At 64.9% G+C, this 24,419-nt stretch carries 22 protein-coding genes and 1 riboswitch; of the genes, 10 read left to right on the top strand and 12 right to left on the bottom strand.

The features are described from left to right. Nucleotides 1–2,466: a serine/threonine-protein kinase gene (locus tag ACL02S_RS06230; protein ID WP_412801330.1), complete on the top strand. Its 2,466-nt coding sequence runs from the start codon at nt 1–3 to the stop codon at nt 2,464–2,466. On the opposite strand, the gene ACL02S_RS06225 is transcribed toward ACL02S_RS06230, so the two are convergent. Together ACL02S_RS06225 and pta are read right to left on the bottom strand one after the other, a co-directional pair. Further along, nucleotides 2,463–3,674: an acetate kinase gene (locus ACL02S_RS06225; protein WP_412801329.1), complete on the bottom strand. Its 1,212-nt coding sequence runs from the start codon at nt 3,672–3,674 to the stop codon at nt 2,463–2,465. The two genes, ACL02S_RS06230 and ACL02S_RS06225, sit on opposite strands and share 4 nt — an antisense overlap. 31 nt (nt 3,675–3,705) lie before the next feature. Then, nucleotides 3,706–5,778 carry a phosphate acetyltransferase gene (pta, locus tag ACL02S_RS06220; protein ID WP_412801629.1) on the bottom strand — a complete coding sequence of 691 codons (2,073 nt, stop codon included), beginning with the start codon at nt 5,776–5,778 and terminating at the stop codon, nt 3,706–3,708. Nucleotides 5,779–5,880: 102 nt separating this feature from the next. Here pta and ACL02S_RS06215 point away from each other — a divergent pair, with 102 nt between their 5' ends. Continuing rightward, nucleotides 5,881–6,387 (top strand): nitroreductase/quinone reductase family protein, encoded by a 507-nt coding sequence (locus tag ACL02S_RS06215; RefSeq protein ID WP_412801328.1) that lies wholly within the window; start codon nt 5,881–5,883, stop codon nt 6,385–6,387. Between the two features lie 77 nt (nt 6,388–6,464). On the opposite strand, the gene fgd is transcribed toward ACL02S_RS06215, so the two are convergent. Next, nucleotides 6,465–7,475, bottom strand: a complete 1,011-nt coding sequence (gene fgd / locus ACL02S_RS06210) for a glucose-6-phosphate dehydrogenase (coenzyme-F420) (RefSeq protein WP_412801327.1) — start codon at nt 7,473–7,475, stop codon at nt 6,465–6,467. A 219-nt stretch (nt 7,476–7,694) separates the two neighbouring features. Here fgd and ACL02S_RS06205 point away from each other — a divergent pair, with 219 nt between their 5' ends. Next, the gene (locus tag ACL02S_RS06205) at nt 7,695–8,492 is read left to right on the top strand and encodes an HAD-IIA family hydrolase (protein WP_412801628.1); all 798 of its coding nucleotides are present in this window, start codon (nt 7,695–7,697) and stop codon (nt 8,490–8,492) included. A 67-nt stretch (nt 8,493–8,559) separates the two neighbouring features. Continuing rightward, on the top strand, nt 8,560–9,933 hold the full coding sequence (locus ACL02S_RS06200; RefSeq protein WP_412801326.1) for a cytochrome P450: 1,374 nt from the start codon (nt 8,560–8,562) through the stop codon (nt 9,931–9,933). A gap of 107 nt (nt 9,934–10,040) precedes the next feature. On the opposite strand, the gene ACL02S_RS06195 is transcribed toward ACL02S_RS06200, so the two are convergent. Together ACL02S_RS06195 and ACL02S_RS06190 are read right to left on the bottom strand one after the other, a co-directional pair. Next, complete coding sequence (locus ACL02S_RS06195; protein ID WP_412801325.1) at nt 10,041–10,493, bottom strand: MarR family winged helix-turn-helix transcriptional regulator; 453 nt, start codon at nt 10,491–10,493, stop codon at nt 10,041–10,043. Nucleotides 10,494–10,562: 69 nt separating this feature from the next. Next, entirely contained in the window at nt 10,563–11,231 is a 669-nt protein-coding gene (locus ACL02S_RS06190) for a type 1 glutamine amidotransferase family protein (protein WP_412801324.1), read from the bottom strand. Between the two features lie 199 nt (nt 11,232–11,430). On the opposite strand from ACL02S_RS06190, the gene ACL02S_RS06185 reads away from it, so the two are divergent. After that, nucleotides 11,431–11,928: a DUF456 domain-containing protein gene (locus ACL02S_RS06185; RefSeq protein ID WP_412801323.1), complete on the top strand. Its 498-nt coding sequence runs from the start codon at nt 11,431–11,433 to the stop codon at nt 11,926–11,928. A gap of 18 nt (nt 11,929–11,946) precedes the next feature. Here ACL02S_RS06185 and ACL02S_RS06180 read toward each other — a convergent pair whose 3' ends face one another. Together ACL02S_RS06180 and ACL02S_RS06175 are read right to left on the bottom strand one after the other, a co-directional pair. Continuing rightward, on the bottom strand, nt 11,947–12,834 hold the full coding sequence (locus ACL02S_RS06180; RefSeq protein WP_412801322.1) for an amidohydrolase family protein: 888 nt from the start codon (nt 12,832–12,834) through the stop codon (nt 11,947–11,949). Nucleotides 12,835–12,918: 84 nt separating this feature from the next. Further along, nucleotides 12,919–14,307 carry an FAD-dependent oxidoreductase gene (locus ACL02S_RS06175; protein ID WP_412801321.1) on the bottom strand — a complete coding sequence of 463 codons (1,389 nt, stop codon included), beginning with the start codon at nt 14,305–14,307 and terminating at the stop codon, nt 12,919–12,921. A 403-nt stretch (nt 14,308–14,710) separates the two neighbouring features. Here ACL02S_RS06175 and ACL02S_RS06170 point away from each other — a divergent pair, with 403 nt between their 5' ends. From ACL02S_RS06170 to ACL02S_RS06160, 3 genes are all read left to right on the top strand, one after another. Then, entirely contained in the window at nt 14,711–15,160 is a 450-nt protein-coding gene (locus tag ACL02S_RS06170; protein WP_412801320.1) for an Rv0361 family membrane protein, read from the top strand. Between the two features lie 84 nt (nt 15,161–15,244). After that, nucleotides 15,245–15,361: riboswitch (SAM riboswitch) on the top strand. Between the two features lie 14 nt (nt 15,362–15,375). Next, the gene (locus ACL02S_RS06165; RefSeq protein WP_412801319.1) at nt 15,376–15,792 is read left to right on the top strand and encodes a rhodanese-like domain-containing protein; all 417 of its coding nucleotides are present in this window, start codon (nt 15,376–15,378) and stop codon (nt 15,790–15,792) included. Continuing rightward, a complete protein-coding gene (locus tag ACL02S_RS06160) occupies nt 15,777–17,003 on the top strand; it encodes an O-succinylhomoserine sulfhydrylase (RefSeq protein WP_412801318.1) in 1,227 nt (408 codons plus the stop codon). Before ACL02S_RS06165 ends, ACL02S_RS06160 begins: the two co-directional genes overlap by 16 nt. A 73-nt stretch (nt 17,004–17,076) precedes the next feature. Here the strand turns inward: ACL02S_RS06160 and ACL02S_RS06155 are convergent, their stop codons facing one another. Both ACL02S_RS06155 and ACL02S_RS06150 read right to left on the bottom strand, forming a co-directional pair. Further along, the gene (locus ACL02S_RS06155; RefSeq protein WP_412801317.1) at nt 17,077–17,490 is read right to left on the bottom strand and encodes a hypothetical protein; all 414 of its coding nucleotides are present in this window, start codon (nt 17,488–17,490) and stop codon (nt 17,077–17,079) included. Further along, complete coding sequence (locus ACL02S_RS06150; protein ID WP_412801316.1) at nt 17,487–17,882, bottom strand: DUF433 domain-containing protein; 396 nt, start codon at nt 17,880–17,882, stop codon at nt 17,487–17,489. Before ACL02S_RS06150 ends, ACL02S_RS06155 begins: the two co-directional genes overlap by 4 nt. A gap of 480 nt (nt 17,883–18,362) precedes the next feature. Here ACL02S_RS06150 and ACL02S_RS06145 point away from each other — a divergent pair, with 480 nt between their 5' ends. Beyond that, the gene (locus tag ACL02S_RS06145) at nt 18,363–19,460 is read left to right on the top strand and encodes a CaiB/BaiF CoA transferase family protein (RefSeq protein WP_412801315.1); all 1,098 of its coding nucleotides are present in this window, start codon (nt 18,363–18,365) and stop codon (nt 19,458–19,460) included. A gap of 347 nt (nt 19,461–19,807) precedes the next feature. On the opposite strand, the gene yczR is transcribed toward ACL02S_RS06145, so the two are convergent. After that, nucleotides 19,808–21,310, bottom strand: coding sequence for a MocR-like transcription factor YczR (gene yczR, locus ACL02S_RS06140; RefSeq protein WP_412801314.1), 1,503 nt, complete (start codon nt 21,308–21,310; stop codon nt 19,808–19,810). 547 nt (nt 21,311–21,857) lie between these two features. Between yczR and ACL02S_RS06135 the strand changes: the two genes are divergently transcribed. Then, complete coding sequence (locus tag ACL02S_RS06135; RefSeq protein ID WP_412801313.1) at nt 21,858–22,496, top strand: methylated-DNA--[protein]-cysteine S-methyltransferase; 639 nt, start codon at nt 21,858–21,860, stop codon at nt 22,494–22,496. An 85-nt stretch (nt 22,497–22,581) separates the two neighbouring features. On the opposite strand, the gene ACL02S_RS06130 is transcribed toward ACL02S_RS06135, so the two are convergent. Both ACL02S_RS06130 and ACL02S_RS06125 read right to left on the bottom strand, forming a co-directional pair. Continuing rightward, complete coding sequence (locus ACL02S_RS06130) at nt 22,582–22,869, bottom strand: hypothetical protein (protein WP_412801312.1); 288 nt, start codon at nt 22,867–22,869, stop codon at nt 22,582–22,584. Nucleotides 22,870–23,089: 220 nt separating this feature from the next. Next, a complete protein-coding gene (locus tag ACL02S_RS06125; RefSeq protein ID WP_412801311.1) occupies nt 23,090–24,379 on the bottom strand; it encodes an adenylosuccinate synthase in 1,290 nt (429 codons plus the stop codon). Nucleotides 24,380–24,419: the final 40 nt, after the last annotated feature.

Below are 24,419 nucleotides of genomic sequence, written 5' to 3'. Positions count from 1 at the left end.
GTGAGCCTACCGTCGGCCTCGACACCCGAACCAGGCGAAACCGCTTCGGGACAGCCTGGTTCGGCCGAGATCAACACCGGTTGGCTCACCCGGCCGGGCGGACATCCATCATCTCCTTCCGGCCATGAGCGCGCCGACCTTCCTCCCACCGGCCACACCGTACGTACCGGCACAGAAACAGAAAACGAATCGGGTCCGGTCACCCAGCAGACGGCCGACGCGCCGGAGAACTCGGCGTGGACCGCGACGATGGGAGCCACGGTAGCGGGCAGGAACGACACGGCGAGAACGGATTCCGGACCGAGCGCGCAAGCACCGGCGAGCACCTCAGGACGAGGTGCTCGAACCACGCGAACAGCTCCGACGGTACGCAAGCTCGGCGCGGGCTTGGTGCCGATTCCCCCGGTGCCTGCCACTGATCCGCGGGCAACCGTACGCAGCACTCCGGTGGTATCCGAGAGCAGGAGGTTCTGCCTGCGCTGCGGCGCACCGGTCGGCCGGGCGACGGCAACCAGACCCGCGACCACAGTCGGGGAATGCGCGAGCTGCGCCGCGCCCTTCGATTTTCGGCCGACGCTCCACGCAGGCGAGCTGGTGGCAGGACAGTACGAGGTCAAGGGCTGCCTCGCCCATGGCGGACTCGGCTGGATCTACCTGGCGATCGACCGCAATGTCAGCGATCGCTGGGTGGTGCTGAAGGGCCTGCTGCACACCGGTGACGCGCAAGCACAGGCCGTGGCCGTGGCCGAGCGCCGATTCCTGGCCGAGGTAGCGCATCCCAGCATCGTGGAGATCTACAATTTCGTCGAGCACCCCGACAGTACGGGAACGCCGGTCGGCTACATCGTCATGGAGTACGTGGGCGGCCGGTCGTTGCGCGATATTCTCGGTACCTATCAACCCGGGCAGCGCATGCCGGTCACCGAGGCGATCGCCTATCTGCTGGAGATCCTGCCCGCGCTGGACTACCTGCACTCGATCGGACTCGCGTACAACGACCTCAAGCCGGACAACATCATGGTCACCGAGGATGCGATCGAGCTGATCGATCTCGGCGCGGTCACCACCATCGAAGCGTACGGAAACCTCTACGGCACCCAGGGTTTCCAGGCCCCGGAAATCGCGCGCACCGGACCAACTGTGGCCTCGGATATCTACACCGTCGGCCGCACGCTGGCCGTGCTCACACTGAACCTGCCCACGGAGCGCGGCCACTATCGAGACGGCCTCCCCGATCCGGATGATGAACCGGTACTGGCACGTTACGAGTGCTTCCACCGCCTCCTACAGTGCGCCACCGACCTCGTCCCGGAACGTCGCTTTCCCACCGTCCACATGATGTCCACCCAGCTGGCGGGAACGCTGCGCGCGATACTCGCATTGGAGACCGGTACCGAGCACCCCCAGCTGTCTACGGTGTTCACGTCACCACGCGCGAGCTTCGGCACCGAAGAGCTGATCAGCCGGCTCGATACCTACGGTGATAGACATCCGCGCGGCAACGGACCGGCGGCCCACGATGTGATCGCTGGACTACCGATTCCACTGCCCGACCCCGCAGAACCGGCCACGCCCCTGCTCGCGACCGCGCTGGCCACCGACTCCGCTCAGGCACTCGAAGCACTGCGGCATACACGCAAACAAGCCGAGGCCGATCCAGGCAATGCCCCGCCGTCATTGGAACGGGAGCTCACGCTTGCCGAAGCGCGGGTGCGGATCGACCTCAACGAACCGGCCACCGCCTTGGCTCTGCTTGCGCACTTACCCGAAACGGAATGGCGGGTCGGCTGGTATCGCGGTCTGGCGGAATTACTCGACCACGACTACGAGCGCGCTGTGGCGAGCTTCGAGGAGGTCTGCCGCATGCTCCCCGGTGAGCTCGCTGTATGGCTCGCGCTCGCGGGCACCGCCGAACTCATCGGCCTGCACCGGGATCCACCGGATCCCGAACGCTGGCGCACCTACGCCGAGCGCGCCTACCGGACCGTTTGGCGCACCGACCACACCATGGTGAGTGCCGCCTTCGGGCTGGCGAGACAACTAACGGACGCCGGAAAAGCGGACGAGGCCGTGCGGACGCTCGACGCCGTACCCGCGACCGCACGGCATTACACCACCGCCGGCATGACCACTGTCCTGCTCATGCTGAGCGTAACGCCGGTGGCCGAACTCGACGAGGCTACTCTGCACGACGCGGCAGCACGGGTACTGAGCCTGCCGACCGGGGAAAGTCGCGCACCGCGGCTACGGGCACTCGTCCTCGGCACGGCCCTGGCCTGGCTGCAGGCCGGCAACACACCGGAACGCCCCGATACAACTCTGTTCGACGTCCCCTTCATGGAACGCGATCTGCGGGCCGCGACCGAAGCGGCCCTGCGGACCCTCGCCCGTGGCGCACCCAGTCGTGAACACCGCTACGCGCTGGTCGACCTGGCCAACGCGATTCGCGCGAAGACCTGGATCTAGGGGCGCTCGGCTACCACCTGCCTGGCGGCGCGGGCGATGGCCAGCTCCTCGTCTGTCGGCACCACCAGCACCGCGACCGGCGCGTCGGCTGGGGAAATACGCCGTGCGGAACGATCTTTCGCGGTATTGGCCGCCGGATCGATATCGATGCCGAAACGAGTGAGTCCGGCCAGGACATCGGCGCGCAGCTGTGGATTGTTCTCACCGACCCCCGCGGTGAAGACGATCGCGTCGACCGCGCCGAGCTCGATCAGATATGCCCCCAGATAACGCCGCACCCGGTGGACGTACACGTCGTAGGCGAGCTCGGCGGCCTGGTCCCCGCCCGCGATGAGCCGCTGTAACTCGCGGAAATCGTTCACGCCTGCCAGGCCCTTGAGGCCGGAATCCCGGTTGAGCAGGTTATCGATCTGGTCGATGTCCAGCTGCGCGGTCCGGACCAGATGCGGCACGATCCCAGGATCGAGATCACCTGGCCTACTGCCCATCACCAGCCCTTCCAGTGGAGTGAGCCCCATCGTGGTGTCGATCGGCCGCCCGCCACGCACCGCGGCGGCCGACGCGCCGTTGCCCAGGTGGAAAATGATCTGATTCAGCTCGGCCGGAGCGCGCCCGAGCAGCTCGGCGGTCCGGCCGGACACGTACTCGTGCGATGTACCGTGAAAGCCGTACTTCCGAATGCCGTAGGCAGCGGCGATTTTGGCGTCGATCGCATAGGTCTTCGCGGCAGCGGGCAGGCTGTGGAAGAACGCCGTATCGAACACGGCGACCTGAGGCACCCCGGGCAGCAGCTCACACACACTCTCGATACCCGCCAGATTGGCCGGATTGTGCAGCGGCGCGAGTGAAGCGAGCTCACGGATCGCGGCGATCACGGTGTCATCGATCAGGGTGGGACGATAGAACACCTCGCCGCCGTGCACCACCCGGTGCCCGACCGCGCACACCCCACCACGCACCACGTCGTATCCGGCCGCGGTGAGTGTGTCGAAAACCAGGCGCAGACCCGCCTGATGGTCGGCGATCGTGCTGCGCTGCCGGACGGTCTCGCCATCGGCGTGCTGCTCGATCCCCCCCTCGTCCTCGCCGATCCGCTCCACCGCCCCCGATACCGCCACCATGCCCGATTCCGGGTCCATGAGCTGATACTTGATAGAGGACGAGCCGGAGTTGATCACCAGCACCAAATCCTCGGCCGCCTTGCTCATCGCACCTCCGATATCCTGCGGAACACCCGCGTCAGCCCTGCTGTGCCTGGATGGCGGTGATCGCCACGGTATTGACGATGTCGGCAACCAGCGCACCACGGGACAGGTCGTTGACCGGCTTGCGCAACCCCTGCAACACCGGTCCGATCGCGATCGCGCCCGCACTGCGCTGCACCGCCTTATAGGTGTTGTTGCCGGTGTTCAGATCGGGGAACACGAACACTGTCGCGCGCCCGGCGACCTCGGAATCCGGCAGTTTGGTATCGGCGACGGTCGGTTCGATCGCGGCGTCGTACTGGATCGGGCCTTCTACCGGCAGTTCGGGTGCGCGCTCACGCGCCAGCTTGGTCGCGATGCGGACCTTGTCCACATGCGCGCCGCTGCCCGACTCCCCGGTCGAGTAGGACAACATCGCGACCCTGGGCTCGATGCCGAAACGGGCTGCAGTCGCCGCGGAGGAAATCGCGATATCGGCCAGCTGCTCGGAGGTCGGATCCGGTACGACAGCACAATCCCCATACGCCAGCACCCGGTCGGCCAAGCACATGAGGAACACACTGGACACGGTGGATACGCCGGGCACCGTCTTGATGATCTCCAAGGACGGCCGGATCGTATGGGCGGTGGTGTGCGCGGCGCCGGAGACCATACCGTCGGCGATCCCCTTGTACACCATCATGGTGCCGAAATAGGAGATATCGGAGACTGTCTCGCGTGCTCGGGAGAGCGTCATCCCCTTGTGTTTGCGCAGTTCGGCGTACTCGGCGGCGAATTCCTCCAAATAGCCGGAGTTGTTCGGGTCCAGTACCTCGGCGGCGGAGATGTCCACACCGAGTTCGGCGGCGCGAGCGCGCACAACACTCTCCACACCGAGAATGACCAGGTCGGCGATCTTACGTTGCAGTACCCGGCCCGCCGCGCGCAGGATGCGGTCGTCGTCGCCTTCCGGCAGCACAATGCGTTGACGATCGGCTCGGGCGTGCTCGATGAGCTGGTATTCGAACATCTGCGGGGTGACCACCGAGGCGAGCGGAACTTCGATGCGCCGCAACAGCTCCGCGGCGTCGACATGTTCTTCCATCAGCGCGAGCGCGGTATCGACTTTGCGGAGGCTGCCCGCGACCACACGTCCCCGAGTGCGATGAGCGGCGCCCGCGGTTTCGTAGCTGTCGAGTTCGGTGGTGAGGATGGGCAGTTTCGGCTTGAGACCTGCCATCAGCCGCGCTATCGCGGGATGCGGTCGCAGACCGCCGTTCATGATGACACCCGACAGCGAAGGAAAACCCTCCGCCTCATGGGCATTCACCACACTCAGCAGCACATCGGACCGATCACCTGGTACGACGACCACCACGCCTTCGTCCAGCCGTTCCAGAACGTGCTCGGCTGTCATCCCACCGACCATGATCTGCAATGCCTCGCGGCGCAACAATTCCGGGTCGCCACTGTATATCTCACCGTCGATGGCCGTACACAACTCCGCCATCGTCGGCGCGACAAGCAGCGGAACCTCCGGCAACGCCCAGCAGGGGACATCGAAGCCGCGCAAAGCCACGCACACCTGCTCCAGCTGTGCCGGATCACAACGGTTGGCGATGACGGCGACCAGTTGCGCATGCTCTTGGGCCAGCTCGCCCGCGCACAGCTCGGCCAGCTGGCGCACCTCCGCCGGAGTGCGCTCGGCACCACGCAGCACCAGCAACACCGGGGCACCGAGGTTCACCGCGATACGCGCGTTGAAACGCAGTTCACTTGGGCTGGCCACATCGGTGTAGTCGCTGCCGACCACGACCACCACATCGCACATCTTCGCGACCTCATGGAAACGCATAACGATCTCGCTGATCGCCGCGTCCGGGTCGGCATGCACCTGTTCGTAGGTTGTGCCGACCGCCTGGGTGTAGTCGATATCGGCGGTGCTGTGCTCTAGCAGCAGTTCCAGGATGTAGTCGGGCTCGGCGGCCGAGCGCATGATCGGCCGGAAGACCCCGACCCGCGCGGTGGTCGCGCACAATATCTGCAACACTCCGAGGGCTACCGTGGATTTACCGGTGTCGCCTTCCGGCGCGGCGATGTACACGACGGGAGGAGCATGGTCGATCATGCCCGTGAGCTTAGTGAACATCGCCGGATCGGACTCGACCGCACGGCCGGACACCTGGTCGAGAGCATATCCTCCAGCCCAGGTCAGCACTATAGTCCGGGCATGGCTGAGAATTTTCCCGATCGGCAATGGGGGTCACGCGCGACGCTGCTATCTCGCGCGTTGAACAGATTCGCAGCGACAGTGCCAGGGTCTCGGCTCGTTCGTGCGCTCACTCCGCTGGACCGGGCGATCCTGGAACGCACCGATGCCAGATACACCCTGCTCGGCCCGACCGGTGAGCCGGTCCTCCTGCTCACCACCATCGGCCACAAAACCGGTACGCCACGTAAGCAGCCGCTGCTCTACGTGCACGACGGCGATACGCTCTACGTGATCGGCAGTAATTTCGGCCGAGCGGGCCATCCCGCGTGGACGGCCAATCTACTGGCGAACCCCACGGGCATCGTCGCCATCGCCGGTGAACGCATCACCGTGACCGCAACCCCGGTCGCGGCTCCCGATAAAGACGCCATCTTCGCCCGTTTCGTCGATATCGCCCGCGTGTATGCCATCTATCGCGAACGCACCACCCGCGACCTGCGCATCTTCGCTCTCCGCCGCGCCTGACCGCCCGGCGTGTGGCATACCGGTACGGCCCGCGCACCGAGCCGGGTTCACTCGGTGCGCGGTGCGGATGAATGGATTCAGGCCAGGGCGCGCAGGCGCGGAGCCAGGTCGCGCTGGAAGAGGTCGAGGAAACGGCGCTGATCATGGCCGGGTGCGTGGAAGACCAGGTGGTTGAGTCCGGCGTCGAGGTAGGGCTTGATCTGTTCGACGGCCTGATCGGGGTCACTGGCCACCACCCAGCGCTTGGCGATCTGCTCGATCGGCAGGGCATCGGCAGCGGCTTCCATCTCGATCGGATCGGTGATGCTGTGCTTCTGCTCCGCGGTCAGCGACAGCGGAGCCCAGAACCGAGTGTTCTCCAGCGCCAGCTCGGGGTCGGTGTCGTAGGAGATCTTGATCTCGATCATCCGGTCGATGTGCTCGACGGTCCGATCGGCCTTCCCCGCGCCCTCGGCGAGCGCGGGCATCAGTTTCTCGGTGTAGAGATCCATTCCCTTGCCCGAGGTGCAGATGAAGCCATCGCCCGCGCGTCCGGCGTAGCGGGCCACCAGCGGGCCACCCGCGGCGATGTAGATCGGGATACCGCCCTTGGGGACGTCGTAGATGGACGCGCCGACCGTCCGGTAGTACTGCCCGTCGAAGTCGACCCGATCGCCGGTCCACAGTGCCCGCATCAGCTCGACCGACTCCCGCAGCCGCGCGAACCGCTCCTTGAACTCCGGCCACTCGCCGGTATACCCGGTCGCGATCTCGTTGAGCGCCTCCCCGGTACCGATACCGAGCATGACCCGATTCGGGTACAAGCAGCCCATGGTGGCGAACGCCTGTGCGATCACGGCCGGGTTGTAGCGGAAGGTCGGGGTGAGCACCGAGGTGCCGAGCTGGATGCGTGTGGTGCGCTCGCCGACCGCGGCCAGCCAAGCCAGTGAGAACGGCGCGTGCCCTCCCTTGTGCCGCCATGGCTGGAAGTGGTCGCTCACCGTAGCGCTGTCCATACCGTGTTCCTCGGCCAGCACCGCGATCTCGACGAGCTCACGCGGGCCGAACTGCTCCGCCGATGCCTTGTACCCGAGCTTCAGTTCGCTCATCTGCCACGCTCCTCGTGTCCTATCTCGGCCACCCCACCATCTGCCCTCGACAGTAGTCAACCTCCATGGCGATACGTGCGATGGCATACATGGACTTCGGCTGCCGAGTCCAGCGTTGGTAGCTCAGTGACTGCCGCCCGGCGATCCGGCCGGAGCCGAAGGCGGATAATCGTCCGGGTGAGCGCGGATGACGAACCGATCCTGTCCTACCTGACCGATATGGACGGTGTCCTGGTACACGAGAACCACCTCGTACCAGGTGCCGACGAGTTCCTCGCCGAACTCGGCGCCAATGGGACACCATTCCTGGTGCTGACGAACAATTCGATCCGCACACCACGAGACCTGCAGGCCCGGCTGCGGCATATCGGGCTCGATATCCCCGAAGGCGCGATCTGGACTTCCGCCCTGGCCACCGCCACCTTCCTGCATGAACAGCGTCCGCACGGATCCGCGTACGTGGTGGGGGAATCCGGGCTCACCACCGCACTGCACGACATCGGCTATGTGCTGACCGACAGCGACCCGGACTACGTGGTGCTCGGCGAAACCCGGACCTATTCCTTCGAGGCGATCACCACCGCGATCCGGCTGGTCGAGCGGGGCGCACGTTTTATCGCCACCAATCCGGACCCGACCGGCCCGTCCCGCGAGGGCTCACTGCCCGCGACCGGATCGGTCGCTGCCCTGATCACCAGGGCCACCGGCCGCGATCCGTACTACATCGGCAAACCGAACCCGCTGATGATGCGCTCGGCGCTGCGCCGGATCGGCGCGCACTCCCAGTCGACGGTGATGATCGGCGACCGGATGGATACCGATGTCATCTCCGGCCTGGAGGCCGGTATGCGGACCATCCTGGTGACTTCGGGTATCACCAGCCGCACGGCCTTCGAGGCATACCCCTACCTCCCCACCATGGTGCTGGATTCCGTCGCCGATCTGGTCGGGCGCACCAAGGCCCCGTTCGCGGACCTACCAGCCCCCTCGGAAAGCCGTTCGGCCGGAAAGCCCTGACCCTGACCTGTGCCGACTCAGGCCAGGCCATAGCAGAAGCCGATTCGAACGCCCGAAAGGCAGCCCTATGACGACAACGACGAAACCTGTCGCACAGAGTATTCCGCATCCACCCAAACGGGTTCCGATCCTGGGTGATGTGCTCGGTATGGACCGCAAACGCCCGAATCAAAAGACTCTATGGCAGTTTTCGCAGCTCGGCCCGTTGTACCGGCGCACGTTCGTCGGTGGGGTGCATCTGACGTTCGCGGGCTCGGCGGAGTTGATGCGTGAGGTCATCGACGAGAAAACCTGGCAAAGGCATTTCGGCCGCCCGTACCAAAAGCTGCGCGCGATAACCGAGGACGGGCTGTTCACCGCGGCGAACGAGTCTCTGGAGTGGAAACGCGGGCACGAGGCACTGATCGATGGGTTCGTACCCGCGGCGATGGCGGACTATCACGACGCGATGCTGAGCGTGGTGGATCTGACCTCGCAATGGCTCGGCGACGGCCGGACCGTGACCGACACCGCGGCCATGATGGGTGACGCGGCCCTGGAGACGATCGGTCTGGTGGGGTTCGGATATTCGGTCGGGGCGTTCACCAGAAACGATACGACCGGCCGTGCTCCGTTCGCCGATGCGCTGACCCGAGTATTCGCGTACGTGCAGGAGTCGGCGATTCCGGTGCTCGGCAAGCTGCTCGGCGGCAAGCGTGCCCGCCAGTACGCCGCGGATATCGAATACATGAAGCGAACGGTGTGCGATGTCATCGAAGCCCGGCGGCGGACCGGCGAGCGGTGCCCAGACCTATTGGACCGTATGTTGCACCCCGCGAACGGATCGGCACTGCCGGACGACAACATTGCCGATCAGGTGCTCACGCTCTTCGTCGCGGGGCACGAGACCACAGGCAATCTGCTCGCGTTCGCTACGCACTTTCTAGCGCGAAATCCGGAGCTGGCGGCCCGAGTTCGCGCCGAGGCCGCTGCGGTGACAACAGACGATGGACGGATCGCATACGAGGATGTGGCCGAGCTGAAGGTCACTGCTGCGGTGATCTCCGAAACACTGCGACTCTGGCCCACCGCACCCGGATTTTTCCGGGCCGCGCGGCAAGACACCACGCTCGGTGGCTACGATATCGCGGCGGGGGAATGGGTATTCGTACTTCTGCTGGCGGTACACCGCGACACCAGCGTGTGGGGCCCCGACGCTGCGGAATTTCGGCCGGATCGGTGGCTGGAGGACGGGTTCCGGCCCAAACCATGGATGTACCGGCCGTTCGGCACTGGTCCGCGTTCATGTATCGGTCAGGCGTTCGCGTTGCACGAGGCGAAGCTGATAATCGCCTCGTTGGTGCGTGACTTCGAGCTGACGAGTAGTGGCGAACTGGACGTCGAGGAGAATCTGACGTTGCGGCCGTCCGGGCTCGAGGTCGACTTCCGCCGGATCGGATGACAAGACCGCACGACCGAGCTGACTGGTGAGTTCGGCGGCGATTTGTTCATCGCTCAGCGCCGGTTCCTCCCAGTGGTGCCATCCCTCGACCGACTTCGACACAGACTCTAGGTGTCGTCGTGCGTGGTGATCGCGTCCAGTGCGGCGGAGAGCTCGGTGAGCACCTGCACCGTCCGCTCGAGCTGCTCGGGGCCCAGTTCGGCGGCGAGCCGTTCGGCCATCACCGCGTGCTGCGGATTGATCCGCCGGACCGCGGCCGAGCCCTCCTCGGTGGCCGCGACCAGTTTCGCCCTCCGGTGGGCAGGGTTGGGCCGATATTCGGCAAGCCCCTTGTCCACAAGTAGATCGGCGATGCGCTGCACGCTCTGCCTGGTAATACCCATTTCCCTGGCGATCCCCGCGACCGGCAACGGCGTGTGCAGCACCGCGCCGAGTACTTGCCACCAGGCGGCGGTCAGCCCCGCTGGTCGCGCCAGTTCCTCGGCCACCGCGAGGAACTGTCCGTTCACGCGGAACGACGTGATCGCCGCCGTGGCGAATAAGACTTGGGTACTGGCCACGGCTCACCTTCCGATGCCGGTATCGCTACTCACGTTATGGCCCGTTCCGGCCTGCGGGCCCCTGCTGGGTCACGCTACGCTGCCGCCTCCCGAGCCGGCCGCCGCACCTGCGCCGTGTACTGCCTCGTACTCCGCGAGCACCGCCCATCCTGTCGGGTCGGCGTGCGCGAACAACCGGTACCAGGCATCCAGCACATGCGGTTCGTATACACCGAGTCGGCCGAGCACCTCGCGAGCGAATTCGAAGGGCGCGCTCGCACTGGCTGTAATCACGTCACCGTCGGTGACAGCGGGTGTGTCGATATAGTTCGCACCGCCGGAATATCCGCTGTAGTGCAGAAATTCCGCGGCATTACTGGTGTGTCCGCACATATCGAGCAGACCTTCCTTTGCCAGGCCGAGGGTCGCGCCGCAGATCGCGGCGACCGGGACACCGGCGTCGAGGAATTCCCGTGCCTTGCGTGCGAACGGAACCAATTGCTCCCCCTCCCAGGTCTGGGCGCCGGGCAGGAGCAACATCGCACTGTCGGCGGGTGAGAGTTCGGCGAGGGCCATATCCGGCACGATGCGCATCCCGCCCATCGTCGTGATCGGCTCCAGGTCCGGACCGACCGTCCGAACCTGCCAGATACCCGGCTCGCGATGCCAGCTCGGCATGTTGATGTGCGCGGTGGCCGCACCGACCTCCCAGTCGGCGAGCGTGTCGTAGACAGCCAGGTGCACAATCTTCTTTTCCATGACAGCACACTGTCATATTTGACAGTGTGCTGTCAAATATCGTCACCCGACGCTCTACCGTTCTGGCCACCGGCACCTTCCTCGACCGAACAGCGCGATGCCGATCGAAGGCGGCCCGAACAGCGCAACGATCCATGAGGCCGAGGCCGATGGGCCGCTTCGGTGACACGCGCGTCCGGCCGGCGATACGCTGCCGCATGTGGATTCGGTTGCCCACCAGGGATGGTTCGCTCTACTCGTCGGTTTCGTCATCCTGATCGGCCTCATCGGGATCGTCGTCCCGATCCTGCCCGGGGTGCTCTTGATATTCGGTGCCATCGCCGGGTGGGCATTCCTGACCGGCGGCGCAAGCGCATGGACGATTTTCGCGATCTGCACGGCACTGCTGGTCGTATCCGGAGTGGTCAAATACGCCTGGCCCGGACGCAGGATGCAAGACGCGGGCGTCTCCCGCCGCGCAATCTTTTTCGGCGCCGTCCTCGGAATCATCGGTTTCTTCGTGGTTCCGGTGATCGGTCTGTTCGTCGGTTTCGTTCTCGGCGTATATCTTTCGGAACTCTATCGCCTGCAGATCAGCCGACGAGCCTGGCAGGCCACCGTGCACGCGGTGCGGGGAGTGGGTTTGTCCATCCTCATCGAACTCGCCGGTGCGCTACTGGCCACCGGGGTCTGGATCGTCGGCCTCGTCCTCACCTGAGCCCGCACCGCCGAGGCGTTATCGCTCGATGGCCGGAAAGGGAATCGTATCCCCGGCTCTGGCACCGGGCAGTTCCTCGCGACGCAACCGGAGAGTCGGCTCTTCTCGGAGTCGCGCCGGGAGATACAACGGCAGCGTCGGAGCCTGGTCGGCACTGGCCGCACGCACCCGGGCCGGCAGCCGGTAGAACTCGCGCGCATTGTCTTCCAGCACCGCGTGCATATCGGTGCCGACCACATCACAGAGCAGATCGACATCCGAGTCCTGGAATGGGCGTCCCGCTCTGGCACCGGGAAGATCGGTGCCGAACATGAGGGCCCCTGGGTTCACCGCGTGGATACGACGCAAGGTGTAGGGAACATTCATCGCGACCCGGCCGAAACCGGTCGCCTTGACCCGCGCGCCCCGATCGACGAGATCGAGCAGGAACGGCAACCCCTCCTCGGACATACCGAGATGGTCGATCGAGAGCGCGGGCAGCTTGGAGATGACCGGTTGCAATGAGGCGAGCATCGTACCGTCGATATAGACCTCGACATGCCAACCGGCCAGCTCGTAAGCGCGCAACGCTTGCAAGGTCATACCGGTGATATCAGTGGCAGCGCGCTTGAGATTGAACCGAAGGGCGCGCACCCCGATCCGGTCCAGCGCGAGGATCTCCTCATCGGTGGCGTCCAGATCGAGGCGGGTGACGCCGACCCAGCCCTCGCCGAGCTCGGCGAGGGCCGCGGTGAGATAGCTCTGATCCGTGCCCTGGAACGATCCACTGACCACAGCGCCACCACTGATGTCGAAACGCGCCATGCGCTTGCGATAGTCGGCGATGGTGAACGGTGGCGGCAGATATCCCTCGTTCTCGACCAGCGGGAATCGCGGGTCGAAGATGTGCAGGTGGGCATCGAACACGTGTACAGAATGCCTCACTATCGAACTTTCCGCTGCCACAGCGGACAGAGCAGCACGGCAGCGGATCCGCTCGATGTGATGTGCTCAGACCTTGTGCGGCTCGCTGGCGCGCAGCATGTCCTCGCGCTCGACAACCTTGACCCGCTCCCGCCCTTCCGGCTCGCCGAGGGAGCGTTCGTGGGCATCGAGGCGATACCACCCGGCCCAGGTGGTGAAGGGAATTCCCTTGCCTTCCAGGAATTCGACAACGGCTTCCGGATCGGGCCGCGCGGCCGGGGTGAAACCGGGGGCGTCGTCGAGCAGGCAGGCGATGGTCTCGTTGGCATCGCCTTTGGTGTGGCCGATCAGGCCGACCGGACCACGCTTGATCCAACCGGTGACATAGGTGGCGGACAGGTAGCGCCCGGCGCCCTCGGCATCCTCGTCGACGAGTACGCGGCCCGCCTCGTTCGGCACCGTACCCGCCTGCTCATCGAAGGGCAGGCTGGTCAGATTCTGCGACAGGTAACCGACAGCGCGGTATACCGCCTGCACATCCCAGTCGGTGAAGACGCCGGTGCCCTTGACGTTCCCGGTGCCGTCCAGCTGCGTGCGCTCGGTACGCAGACCGACCACCTTGCCGTCCTCCCCGAGCACCTCGGCAGGCGACTCGAAGAAATGCAGGAACAGCTTGTGCGGCCGATCACCGGCATCGCGGATGGCCCACTGCTCCAGCGTATTGGCGACCATATCGACCTGCTTGGAATGCCTGCGCGCCGCTTCCGAGCCTTCGTCGTAGTCGATGTCCTCAGGATCGACGATGACCTCGATGGTCGGGGAATGATCCAGCTCGCGCAGTTCCAACGGGGTGAACTTGGCCTGGGCAGGCCCGCGGCGGCCGAAGACGTGCACCTCGACGGCCTTATTGGCCCGCAGCCCCTGGTACACGTTCGGCGGGATTTCCGTCGGCAACAGTTCGTCGCCGGTCTTGGCCAGCACCCTGGCCACGTCGAGGGCGACATTGCCGACGCCGAGCACCGCGACTTTCTCCGCCTCCAGCGGCCACGTGCGCGACACATCCGGGTGCCCGTCGTACCAGGACACGAAGTCGGCGGCACCGAAGGAGCCATCCAGGTCGATCCCGGGGATGGCCAGCGCACGATCCGCGTTGGCACCGGTGGAGAAGATCACCGCATCGTAGAAGGCACGCAGATCGTCGAGGGTGATATCGGTGCCGTAGTCGATATTGCCGAGCAACCGCACCTGCGGTTTATCGAGGACCTTGTGCAGAGCGGTGATGATGCCCTTGATCCGGGGATGATCCGGGGCCACACCGTAGCGAATCAGCCCGAACGGCGCGGGCATGCGCTCGAACAGGTCGATACTCACTTCCGCATCGGACTTCATCAACGCGTCGGCGGCATAGATCCCGGCCGGTCCGGCACCCACGATCGCGACGCGGAGTGGGCGGGTCGCTGCACTCTGTTCGGTCATCTCTTACGCGCACCCTCAATGGTCGAAAACAATTAATGACGTCCCACTTAGCTTAGGCTAAGTTGACACACTGGCTGTCGCATCCGGATGGGCGGATGCCTGCCGGGGGCCGCACGGTGCTCCGTTCACCGTGGCGATCGGATTCGATATGGCGATAAGCCGCCGGTTTGCTGTGCCGACCTCCTTTTCCCGATTCTATCCGGGAAATAGCTACCGCCCCGACCCGGTATGCGCATCCGGTGCACACCATCGACCATCGCGCTGCGCGCGACCGGCCGACACGATCATGCCGTATCCACGCGCACAGGCCGAGAGCAGCCGTCCGATACGCCGCGCGCCCCTACCGTCGCCACGATCCGGGGTCGGGTATTCGATACCGCCGCTCACCAGGGATCATCGAACAATGACCGAGCAGCAGCCGAGCGCAGGCGAGGACGAAAACATCCGGATCGATCAAACCGACAAGCCCTCCGTGGCGCCGTTCCTCGCGGCCGCGGCAGTCGCGCTGGTCGTGCTCATCGCGATCGTGCTCGGCATGATCCTGTCGCCTACTGAGAAAAATGTCACAGACGCCGACCGCATCGCCGCGGCCGTGCACAACTTCATCGAAGGCACCAACCGCACCGGCAAAGTGCCCCCGCCCGGCACCGCATGCCAAACCTTCGACGCCGACCGAGTACCGCTGGCCGGGCAGCTCGGCGGCGGAAAATCTGTCCAGATCACGAAGATCGATGGCACCGTGGTGGAGGGTGACACGGGGAAGACGACCGTGACAACCGAGACCAACGGCACCGAGCAGACCACGGTATGGAGTCTCATCCGATCCGATGGCACCTGGCTGGTCTGCACCTGAGCGCTCACGCACACCACCTGAGCGCCAGCGCACCGGACAGCACAGGTTGACAGGGCAGCCCGGGTCGGTGCACTCTCAGCCGAAGGTCATGAGAACCAGCGTCAAGCCCCGGCACTGCTGGTCGGCAACCCTCCTCCGCGGTGGGGTGCTCCGGGTGACGACCTGGCCGTGCCGCCATCTGGGACACGGCAAGTGCGGATTCGCAGGAGGAGCGCATGAGTTACGCCGGTGACATCACCCCGCGGCAGACCTGGGAGCTGTTACTGAACAACCCCGAAGCCGTCCTGGTCGACGTACGGACGACAGCCGAATGGACGTTCGTCGGCGTACCCGACACCAGTTCGATCGACCGACCGACCCTGCTGGTCGAGTGGGTCGATTTCACCGGCGCCCGCAACGAGACATTCGTCGAGGACTTGAAGCAAGCGCTCGGTGACCACAACCCGGATGCTCCGATACTGTTCCTGTGTCGTTCCGGCCAACGTTCGATGGGGGCGGCGAGCGCAGCCACCGCGGCGGGTTACCGCACCTGCTACAACGTGCTGGAGGGTTTCGAAGGCCCGCTCGACGCATTCGGCCATCGCGGCGGCTCCGGCTGGCGCGCCGACGGCCTGCCATGGCGGCAGTCGTGATCACCGGCGGCGCATTCGATAAACCGCTGCCAGAAGGGGTCGGCCCCGCGACGCTCGGGGTGCGGGGTGGACTGCGGCGTTCCGGTTTCGAGGAGACCTCCGAGGCGCTGTATCTGAGCTCCGGCTTCGTCTACCAGAGCGCAGAGGCCGCCGCGGCCGCGTTCACCGGCGAGGTCGAACACTTCGTCTACTCCCGCTACGGCAATCCCACAGTCGCCATGTTCGAGGAACGGATGCGGCTCATCGACGGCGCCGAGGCATGTTTCGCCACCGCGAGCGGTATGTCGGCGGTATTCACCGCCTTGGGCGCGCTGCTCGGCGCAGGCGACCGCCTCGTGGCCGCGCGCAGTCTGTTCGGTTCCTGCTTCGTAGTGTGCGAGGAGATCCTGCCGCGCTGGGGCGTGGAAACGGTCTTCGTCGACGGCGACGACCTCGACCAGTGGGAACAGGCGCTGTCGGTGCCCACCGCGGCGGTGTTCTTCGAAACCCCCGCCAATCCGATGCAGACCCTGGTCGACATCCGCCGGGTGAGCGAACTGGCCCATGCCGCAGGCGCGAAAGTAGTGCTGGACAACGTCTTCGCCACACCATTACTACAGCGCGGCTTCGAACTCGGCGCCGACGTAGTGGTGTACTCGGGGACCAAGCACATCGATGGGCAGGGCCGGGTACTCGGTGGCGCCATCCTCGGCTCCGAGGAGTACATCGGCGGGCCGGTGAAAACACTGATGCGCCATACCGGCCCGGCATTGAGCCCGTTCAACGCCTGGACCCTGCTCAAAGGTCTGGAAACCATGCCGCTGCGGGTGCGCCATTCGGCAGACTCCGCACTGCGGATCGCCCGCTTCCTGGAAAACCACCCGGCGGTCAACTGGGTGAGATATCCATTCCTGGAATCACATCCGCAGCACGAACTGGCCACCAGCCAGATGAGCGCGGGCGGCACCGTGGTCACCTTCGAACTGAAGGCAGCCGGAAACGCGGCACAGCAACGCGCTTTCGAAACCTTGAACCGGCTGCGCGTCATCGATATCTCCAACAATCTCGGTGACGCCAAAACCCTGATCACCCACCCGGCCACCACCACCCACCGCGCCATGGGCCCCGAAGGTCGCGCCACCATCGGCCTCAGCGACGGCGTCGTCCGCCTCTCGGTAGGCCTGGAGGACGTCGAAGACTTGCTCGCCGACCTCGACCAAGCGCTGTCCTGACCCACCGGACTCCGGTCCACGACTGCGCTGGCCGCCTTACCGACATGCTGAAGCCAAATGGTCGAACTGGATGTTAGATCGGCCGAATCCGCACCCTTTGACGAGGGTCTCGTTCAACTGCCTTAACATGGAATGCCGTCGGATTCGTTGCACGGTCGAGGTGTCCGAGTATGTGCGGAAAGGCGCTCAGGTATCCGGCAGTCAATGAGGTAATGATGCTGATTCCCTCGGTGTTCGGATCTTTGTGCCCGATCCAGTGCAATCCACTGTTCCGGAGCGCATTCTTCTCGTCCAAGTCGGCCAACTGATTCTTGTCGCGAGTGATTATCGCATCGAATGCTCGTCTTTTCAGTTCGGTGAAAAGCGGGATATCCAACTCGTCCATGAGTTCTTCTTCGGCAGCAGTCCGGAATACCTGATTCGGAAAGACCAGCCTCAGCACGGGCAATATCGCGTCTGTCTCGTTGGCATCGAGATAGAATCTCACGCGGACCTCACCTGCTCATCAAAGCTGATGGCGTCAAGCGCGGCCTCGGGGGACACTGCCGAATAGAAGCGCTGCACCTCCTGCGCGGATATCCCGTTCTCTCCGCGTTGCAGTCTCGCGATCGTATCGTAGGGGACACGAGTGCCGCTGATGGTAGGCCAGCCACCCAGGCGGGCTTCACGAACATCCAGACGCTGTCGCGGATGCAGGAAATCGACCACTGGGTCACCGTGGAAGTTCTGGAACGGCGCGAACACCTCCACCAATTGGGCGATCACCCGCTGCCGTGGCCGCTTCACGAGGTCGGTGGCTTCGCCTTGCTCGTCGATCAGGAAGATCGAATCACCATCCGATACAAGCTGATAGCGGGACGGATGTTCGGTCAGATCCATATCAGCGAGCTCCAGGAACGCTTTTCGGACCCGTTGCAACGGCACCTGAGACCGCAGGTAGACCACCGTCCGCAATGCCACAACGTCACGGAACGAATACAGCACTCGAGGCTTGGAGCCCAACTCGGGCACAAGCAACGGATTGCGCGGTCTCCGCCATGAGGAAAGCTGCCCTCGCGTAGCCCCTGTCAGGGCGCAAGTCAGATCGACCGGAAACGCCATGATTCACCCCCCTTCTTCGACCGTGGTCGATCTGCTCTCATCGGGCCATTCTGAACGATAAAGCGCATCTTGGAAACAACCCCCTGCACACAAGTGTGTCGCCTGGCACAGTACCTGCTGGTCGGCGTAGCCGAGACTGTTTCAGGCACAACTACCGACCCCATCTCGCGTTATTGTCATACTGTCAATACACCCCGATTGTGTCTGGGGTCGCACCGACCGCCGGTGCGTGGGATCAACGACGAACCGAGGTAAGGCGTGAGCACTCCATCCACCGCCGCACAGGGCCCGCTCGCGGGCATCAAGGTCATCGAGCTGGCCGGTATCGGCCCCGGTCCGCACGCCGCGCTACTGCTCGCCGATCTGGGCGCCGACGTGGTGCGGGTACAGCGCGCAGGGCAGTTGCCCGGCGGGTTCAGCAGGCCGCAGCTGCGGGGCAGGACCATCGTCGAGGCCGACCTCAAGGACCCGGCTGATATCGCGAAGGTACTGCGGCTGATCGAGCGGGCGGATGTTCTGATCGAGGGCTTCCGTCCCGGTGTCACCGAACGGATGGGCCTCGGACCGGACGACGCGCTCGCCCGCAATCCGCGCCTGGTCTACGGCCGGATGACCGGGTGGGGACAAGAGGGGCCGCTGGCCGACCGCGCCGGGCACGACATCAACTACATCTCGCGCACCGGTGTACTGCATGCCATCGGCCGCAAGGGCGAGCGTCCGGTCCCGCCGCTGAATATGGTCGGCGATTTCGGCGGTGGCTCGATGTTCCTTGTGTTCGGCATTCTCGCCGCGTTGATCGAACGACAGAGCTCCGGCGAAGGCCAGGTGGTCGACGCGGCCATGGTCGATGGCGCCCTTGCCCTTTCGCACATGATCTGGGGTATGCGCGGCTATGGCGCTTGGTCCGAGGAGCGTGGCGTGAACCTGCTCGATACCGGGATGGCGTTCTACGACACCTATGAAACCGCCGACGGTAAGTACATGGCGGTCGGCGCGATCGAGCCGCAGTTCTACGCGCAACTGCTCGCAGGCCTGGAGATCGATCCGGAAGGTCTGCCTTATCAGCTCGACCCAGCGGGGCAGGACACCCTGCGGAAGCTGTTCACCGAGCGCTTCCGGGCCAAGACGCGCGAGGAGTGGACGCAAATCTTCGCAGGTACCGATGCCTGTGTCTCACCGGTGCTCACCTTCACGGAGGCGACGCACGACGAACATATCGTGGCCCGCGGTTCGCTGATCGAGCTGGAGGACATCACCCAGCATGCTCCGGCGCCGCGATTCTCCCGTACGCCCAACGAGATTCCCGCCGCACCGCCGACCACCGCCACCCCCATCGAATCGGTCTGGGCCGACTGAACACTCGATCGGCGGTCCTGAGCACCGCCGTGGCGATCCACGATCGATGTGGTAATCCCCGGAGTAACAAACCAACCGGTTCGACACTTCCGTGGTTCGCCTGCCATACTGTCCGCGAGCAGGCGGCTGCACGCACAGCCCACATCGACCGGCGAACATCCGGTCCGCGAATCGACCGCCGCTCGAGGTGGAGGCCTCGACGGTATGTCACTTCCGTGCACCGCCGAGCACCCGAAGAGACCGACCTCGAGGGGTGGGCGGTCGATCGCACTCGTCGGCGCAGGGGAAGAAGTGCCGCCGCAGGCCTCCGCATTACTCCGCGTGGGCACGCCGCCGCAGCGAGCTGTTCAGTAACAGGTCAGTGGCGTCAGCGGTGCGACAGCACGCGGCGTCAGCGTCGCATAGGCAGAGGCGATGGCCTTCACCGCCAACCGCAATTCGGGTTCCCGATGCGAGAACGGCAACCGCAGGAAACGCTCGAACGCGCCCTGCACACCGAATCTCGGTCCTGCGGCGAGAAGTACGCCGTGATTCGGGGCGGTGGCGGCCAAAGCGGTGGAAACCGGAGCAGGAAGCTGCGCCCATACCGACATACCGCCTACTCCAGGAGTGATGCACCACTCCGGCAGTTCCTCGGCGAGCGCACCCAGTAGCGCGGACCGCTGCGAACGCAATCGCTCGCGGCGAGGCTCGAGAATGAGGTCGGCATGCTCGAGCAGGTACACGGTGGCCAGCTGGTCCATCACCGGAGTGCCGAGATCGACTGTGGAGCGAATACCGAGCAGCTTGGTGATCAGCGCCTGGTTGGTGCGAATCCAACCGACACGAAGACCACCCCAGAACGATTTCGAGGCCGAGCCGATCGAAACGATCTCGGCGCCCTTGGCAAAGGCCGCGACCGGAGGCGGCGGATCTTCCGCGTCTAGCCCGAGATCCGCCATGGATTCGTCGACCACCACGGTCATCCTGGTCTCCCTCGCGATGGCGGCCAGCTCGGCCCGGCCCTCGGCGTCGAGCAGCAGGCCGGTCGGGTTGTTGTAATCCGGCACCAGATAAGCCAGGGACGCTGCGGTTTGCCTGGCAGCGCTGCGGATACCTTCGAGGTCCCAGCCGCATGCCTGATCTTCCGGACGCAATGGCACCGGTACCGGACGGGCACCGACATCACGAATCGCCTCGATGGCATTGGGGTAGGTTGGGTGCTCTATGAGTACCCGGGAGGCGGGCGCGGTGAGCACATTCAACAGCAGGCGCAGGCCGTGCTGGGCGCCGAGGGTCACCAGGATCTGGTCCGGATCTGTCGGCAGACCACGCTCGGTGTAGCGGTGCGCGATCGCTCGACGCAGTGCGAGCACGCCGACCGGGTCCATACCATGCGTACCGAGGTAGGCCGGAATCCCTTCCAGTGCGGTGGAATACGCCTCGCTCATCTCGGGAGGAGCATCCATGGCGGCGTAGGTCATATCCACGGTGGGCAGCTCGGGCAGGGGCATAACGGCCAGAATGCTCCTAGCCGGTTTGCTGCCGTCGTGCTGCACATCGCGCGGTAGTGCCACGGTGCTGCGTGAACCCTGACGACTGATCAGGTAACCGTGTTCCCGTAACAGCGCATATGCGGATGTGATGGTGGTGCGGCTGACACCGAGTACGGCGGCGAGATCACGTTCACTCGGCAAGGCGACGCCCAACGGCGCCCGGCCATCGTGGATCAGCAACCGGACGCCTTCGGCCAGTGCCTGATATACCGGCCGAGCGGACCGCCGGACCGCGGAATCCGGTTCGCCGCCGCGCTGGCGCCACTGGCCCAAATCACGGGCCAGGCTGCCCGCGCCGATCACTCTCATCGCCATAAAGGCCAGTATCCGCTGATTGGATATTTCTCGGCAAGGCCAGTAACGCGCACGCTGACAGCATGACCGCCCTCACCACGCTGTTCCTGCTCGCCCTTTCCGGCTATCCGGTCTATCGCACGATGGCGAACCGCCCCGCGAGCGCCTTCCGGATCGAACGCTTCCATCCGGGGGCCCTGCTCCCCGACCCGTCCTACTCGTACTACGACCGCCGACGCCAGTACTCCGATCTCGCCGCGATCCATGCTCGCGCCACCGTTCCGGATCCGAATGCGCCCCGTAGGAAACCGGCCATACCGGTAAGTGCGGAACCTCCTGCCCCCACACGAACCGGGCCGGCGCCGACGCTCGGTATGCCATCGGCAGACAGGCACCGCGGTACGCACCAGAGCGCGGCGCTCCTAGTCAGCGTGGCATGCGATCACACACCCGATCAGTCATGCGATCGAGCATCTGATCAGCACAGCACAGCTGCATTAAAGGCCAGTTTGACTTAACTGGACTGGCCACAGTCGAACAGGTCGGTCGCACCGTGCACACTTGCACTATGCGTGACGCCACCACGGCTGCTTGTTCGGTCACCGATGCCACGGGTCCTACCCCGGCACCGAGAGCAGATGGCCATCCCCTAGTGCCGACCCGGACCGCTGCGGCACTGTTCGACACCGCGATCGGCCATTGCGCGATCGCCTGGCGGGAAGAAGCGGTGATCCGTTTCCAGCTTCCGGAGGCCGATCCGGATACGACGCGCGCGCACCTCATCCGCGGCACCGGGTATCCGGATGACGAGCTGCACGAAAGACCACTCCCCGGTGTGCTCACCGAGGCCATCACAGCCATCCGTGCCCATCTCGCGGGAGAGCTCGACGATCTCCGCTGGATACCTGTGGATACCGGTGGCATTCCGGCATTCCATCGCGCGGTCTACACCGTGACCCGTGCTATCGATCCCGGTCATACCCTCAGCTACGGTCAAGTCGCCGACCGCGTGCGCGCGCCGGGCGCCGCCCAGGCAGTCGGACAAGCGCTCGGCCGCAATCCGATTCCGCTCATCATCCCGTGCCACCGGGTGCTCGCGGCCGATCACGCACTGCACGGATTCTCCGCCCCCGGCGGAATCAACACCAAGCAGCGGCTTTTGACCATCGAGCGCACACCTGGCTTCGGCGAGCCCACGCTGTTCTGACCCACGCTCCACGACACCACCGCCTGCGCCCGGCGGGCAGCGGGCAGCGGGCAGCGGGCAGCGGGCAGCGGGCAGCGGGTGCAGCTCAATCGATCGGGTGCTCGCGGTAGAAATCGCAGGCTTTCCCTGTGATATACCCATCAGCGCAACCGAAATAGGTCTGGATACACGAGTTCGACGAGCAGCCGAGCTCGATAAGCTGCCGCCTGATCCTGGCACCGCGTTCCGATGTGGTTTCCGATTCCGGCGGCACCATCGTCGCCGAAAGCCGCACCGAACCGGTGACCGGTGCCTGCTGCCCTTCCGAACACCCGGCAACCAGAGCCATACCGACCGATACCACGCACAGCAAGACATTCGATCGCATAGCCACCCTATCTACGCTCTGGACTCATCTCCGCTCTGGATGCACCCGCACCAGCTTCCCGGCCACCTGAGCAGCCAGGTCGGCCAACCGCTCGGCCACGGAACGCGCGCCGAAAAGAGCCGCGAGATGCGGCGCGGTGGCCCCGAAGCCGAACGAGCCCGGTCATAGCGCGAATGCCCTTGATCCACGCCGCGTCTCCGCTGTGCGAGCGGAAACTCGCACCGTACTAGGCGAGAACATCGTGCCGGACGATCGTCTCATCCCGGCCGGGGCCGACGCCGATACAAGAGATACGGGCACCGGAGAGCTCTTCCAGCCGCTCCACATATGCCCGAGCATTGGCAGGCAATTCTTCGTAGGTCCGCGCGCCGGAGATGTCCTCCCACCATCCGGGCAGGTGTTCGTAGATCGGCTTCACATGGTGGAACTCGGTCTGCGTGGTCGGCATCTGCTCGATCCGCTTTCCATCGATCTCGTAGGCCACGCAGATCGGCACCGTATCCAAACCGGAGAGTACGTCCAGCTTGGTGAGGAAGTAGTCGGTGATGCCGTTGACCCTGGTGGCGTAGCGGGCGATCACCGCGTCGAACCAGCCGCAGCGCCTGGCGCGACCGGTGGTGACGCCCACCTCGCCGCCGGTCTTGGCCAGATAGGCGCCGGACTCGTCGAACAGTTCGGTCGGGAACGGACCGGAACCGACTCTGGTGGTGTAGCACTTGAGGATGCCGAGCACCGTGTTGATCTTGGTCGGCCCGATCCCAGCACCGACCGCCGCGCCACCCGAGGTCGGGTTCGACGAGGTGACGTACGGATAGGTGCCGTGATCCACATCCAGCAGGGTGCCCTGTGAGCCCTCCAGCAGCACCGTCTCACCACGTTCCAGCGCCAGATTCAATCGCAACCTGGTGTCGGCGATGCGGTGCGCGAAGCTCTCGGCCTGGGTGAGGACCTCATCGACCACCTGCTGCGGATCCAGCGCACGGCGGTTGTAGATCTTGACCAGCACCTGATTCTTGAACTCCAGCGCGGCCTCGACCTTCTGGGTGAGGATCTTCTCATCGAGCACATCCGCCACACGCACACCGACGCGAGCGACCTTGTCCTGATAGCACGGACCGATGCCCCGGCCGGTGGTGCCGATCTTCTTGCTCCCGAGGAAGCGTTCGGTGACCTTATCGATGGCCACGTGGTACGGCATGATCAGATGCGCGTCGGCCGACAGCAGCAGGCCCGAGGTGTCGACGCCCCGCTCTTCCAGACCTGCCAGCTCGGTGAGCAGCACACCGGGGTCGATGACGACACCGTTGCCGATAACGTTCGTCACCCCTGGAGTGAGAATGCCGGACGGAATCAGATGCAGCGCGAAGTTGTCGCCATTGGGCAGCACCACGGTATGTCCCGCGTTGTTCCCGCCCTGATAGCGAACCACCCATTGCACCCGGCCGCCGAGCAGATCAGTTGCTTTGCCCTTTCCCTCGTCGCCCCATTGAGCGCCGATCAGGACGATTGCCGGCATGGTCGTGTCTCCTACGATTCGACAGGCAACAGTGACGTGT

The organism is Nocardia spongicola (assembly GCF_047200775.1).
Lineage (GTDB): Bacteria > Actinomycetota > Actinomycetes > Mycobacteriales > Mycobacteriaceae > Nocardia.
This window is presented reverse-complemented; position numbering and strand designations above follow the sequence as displayed.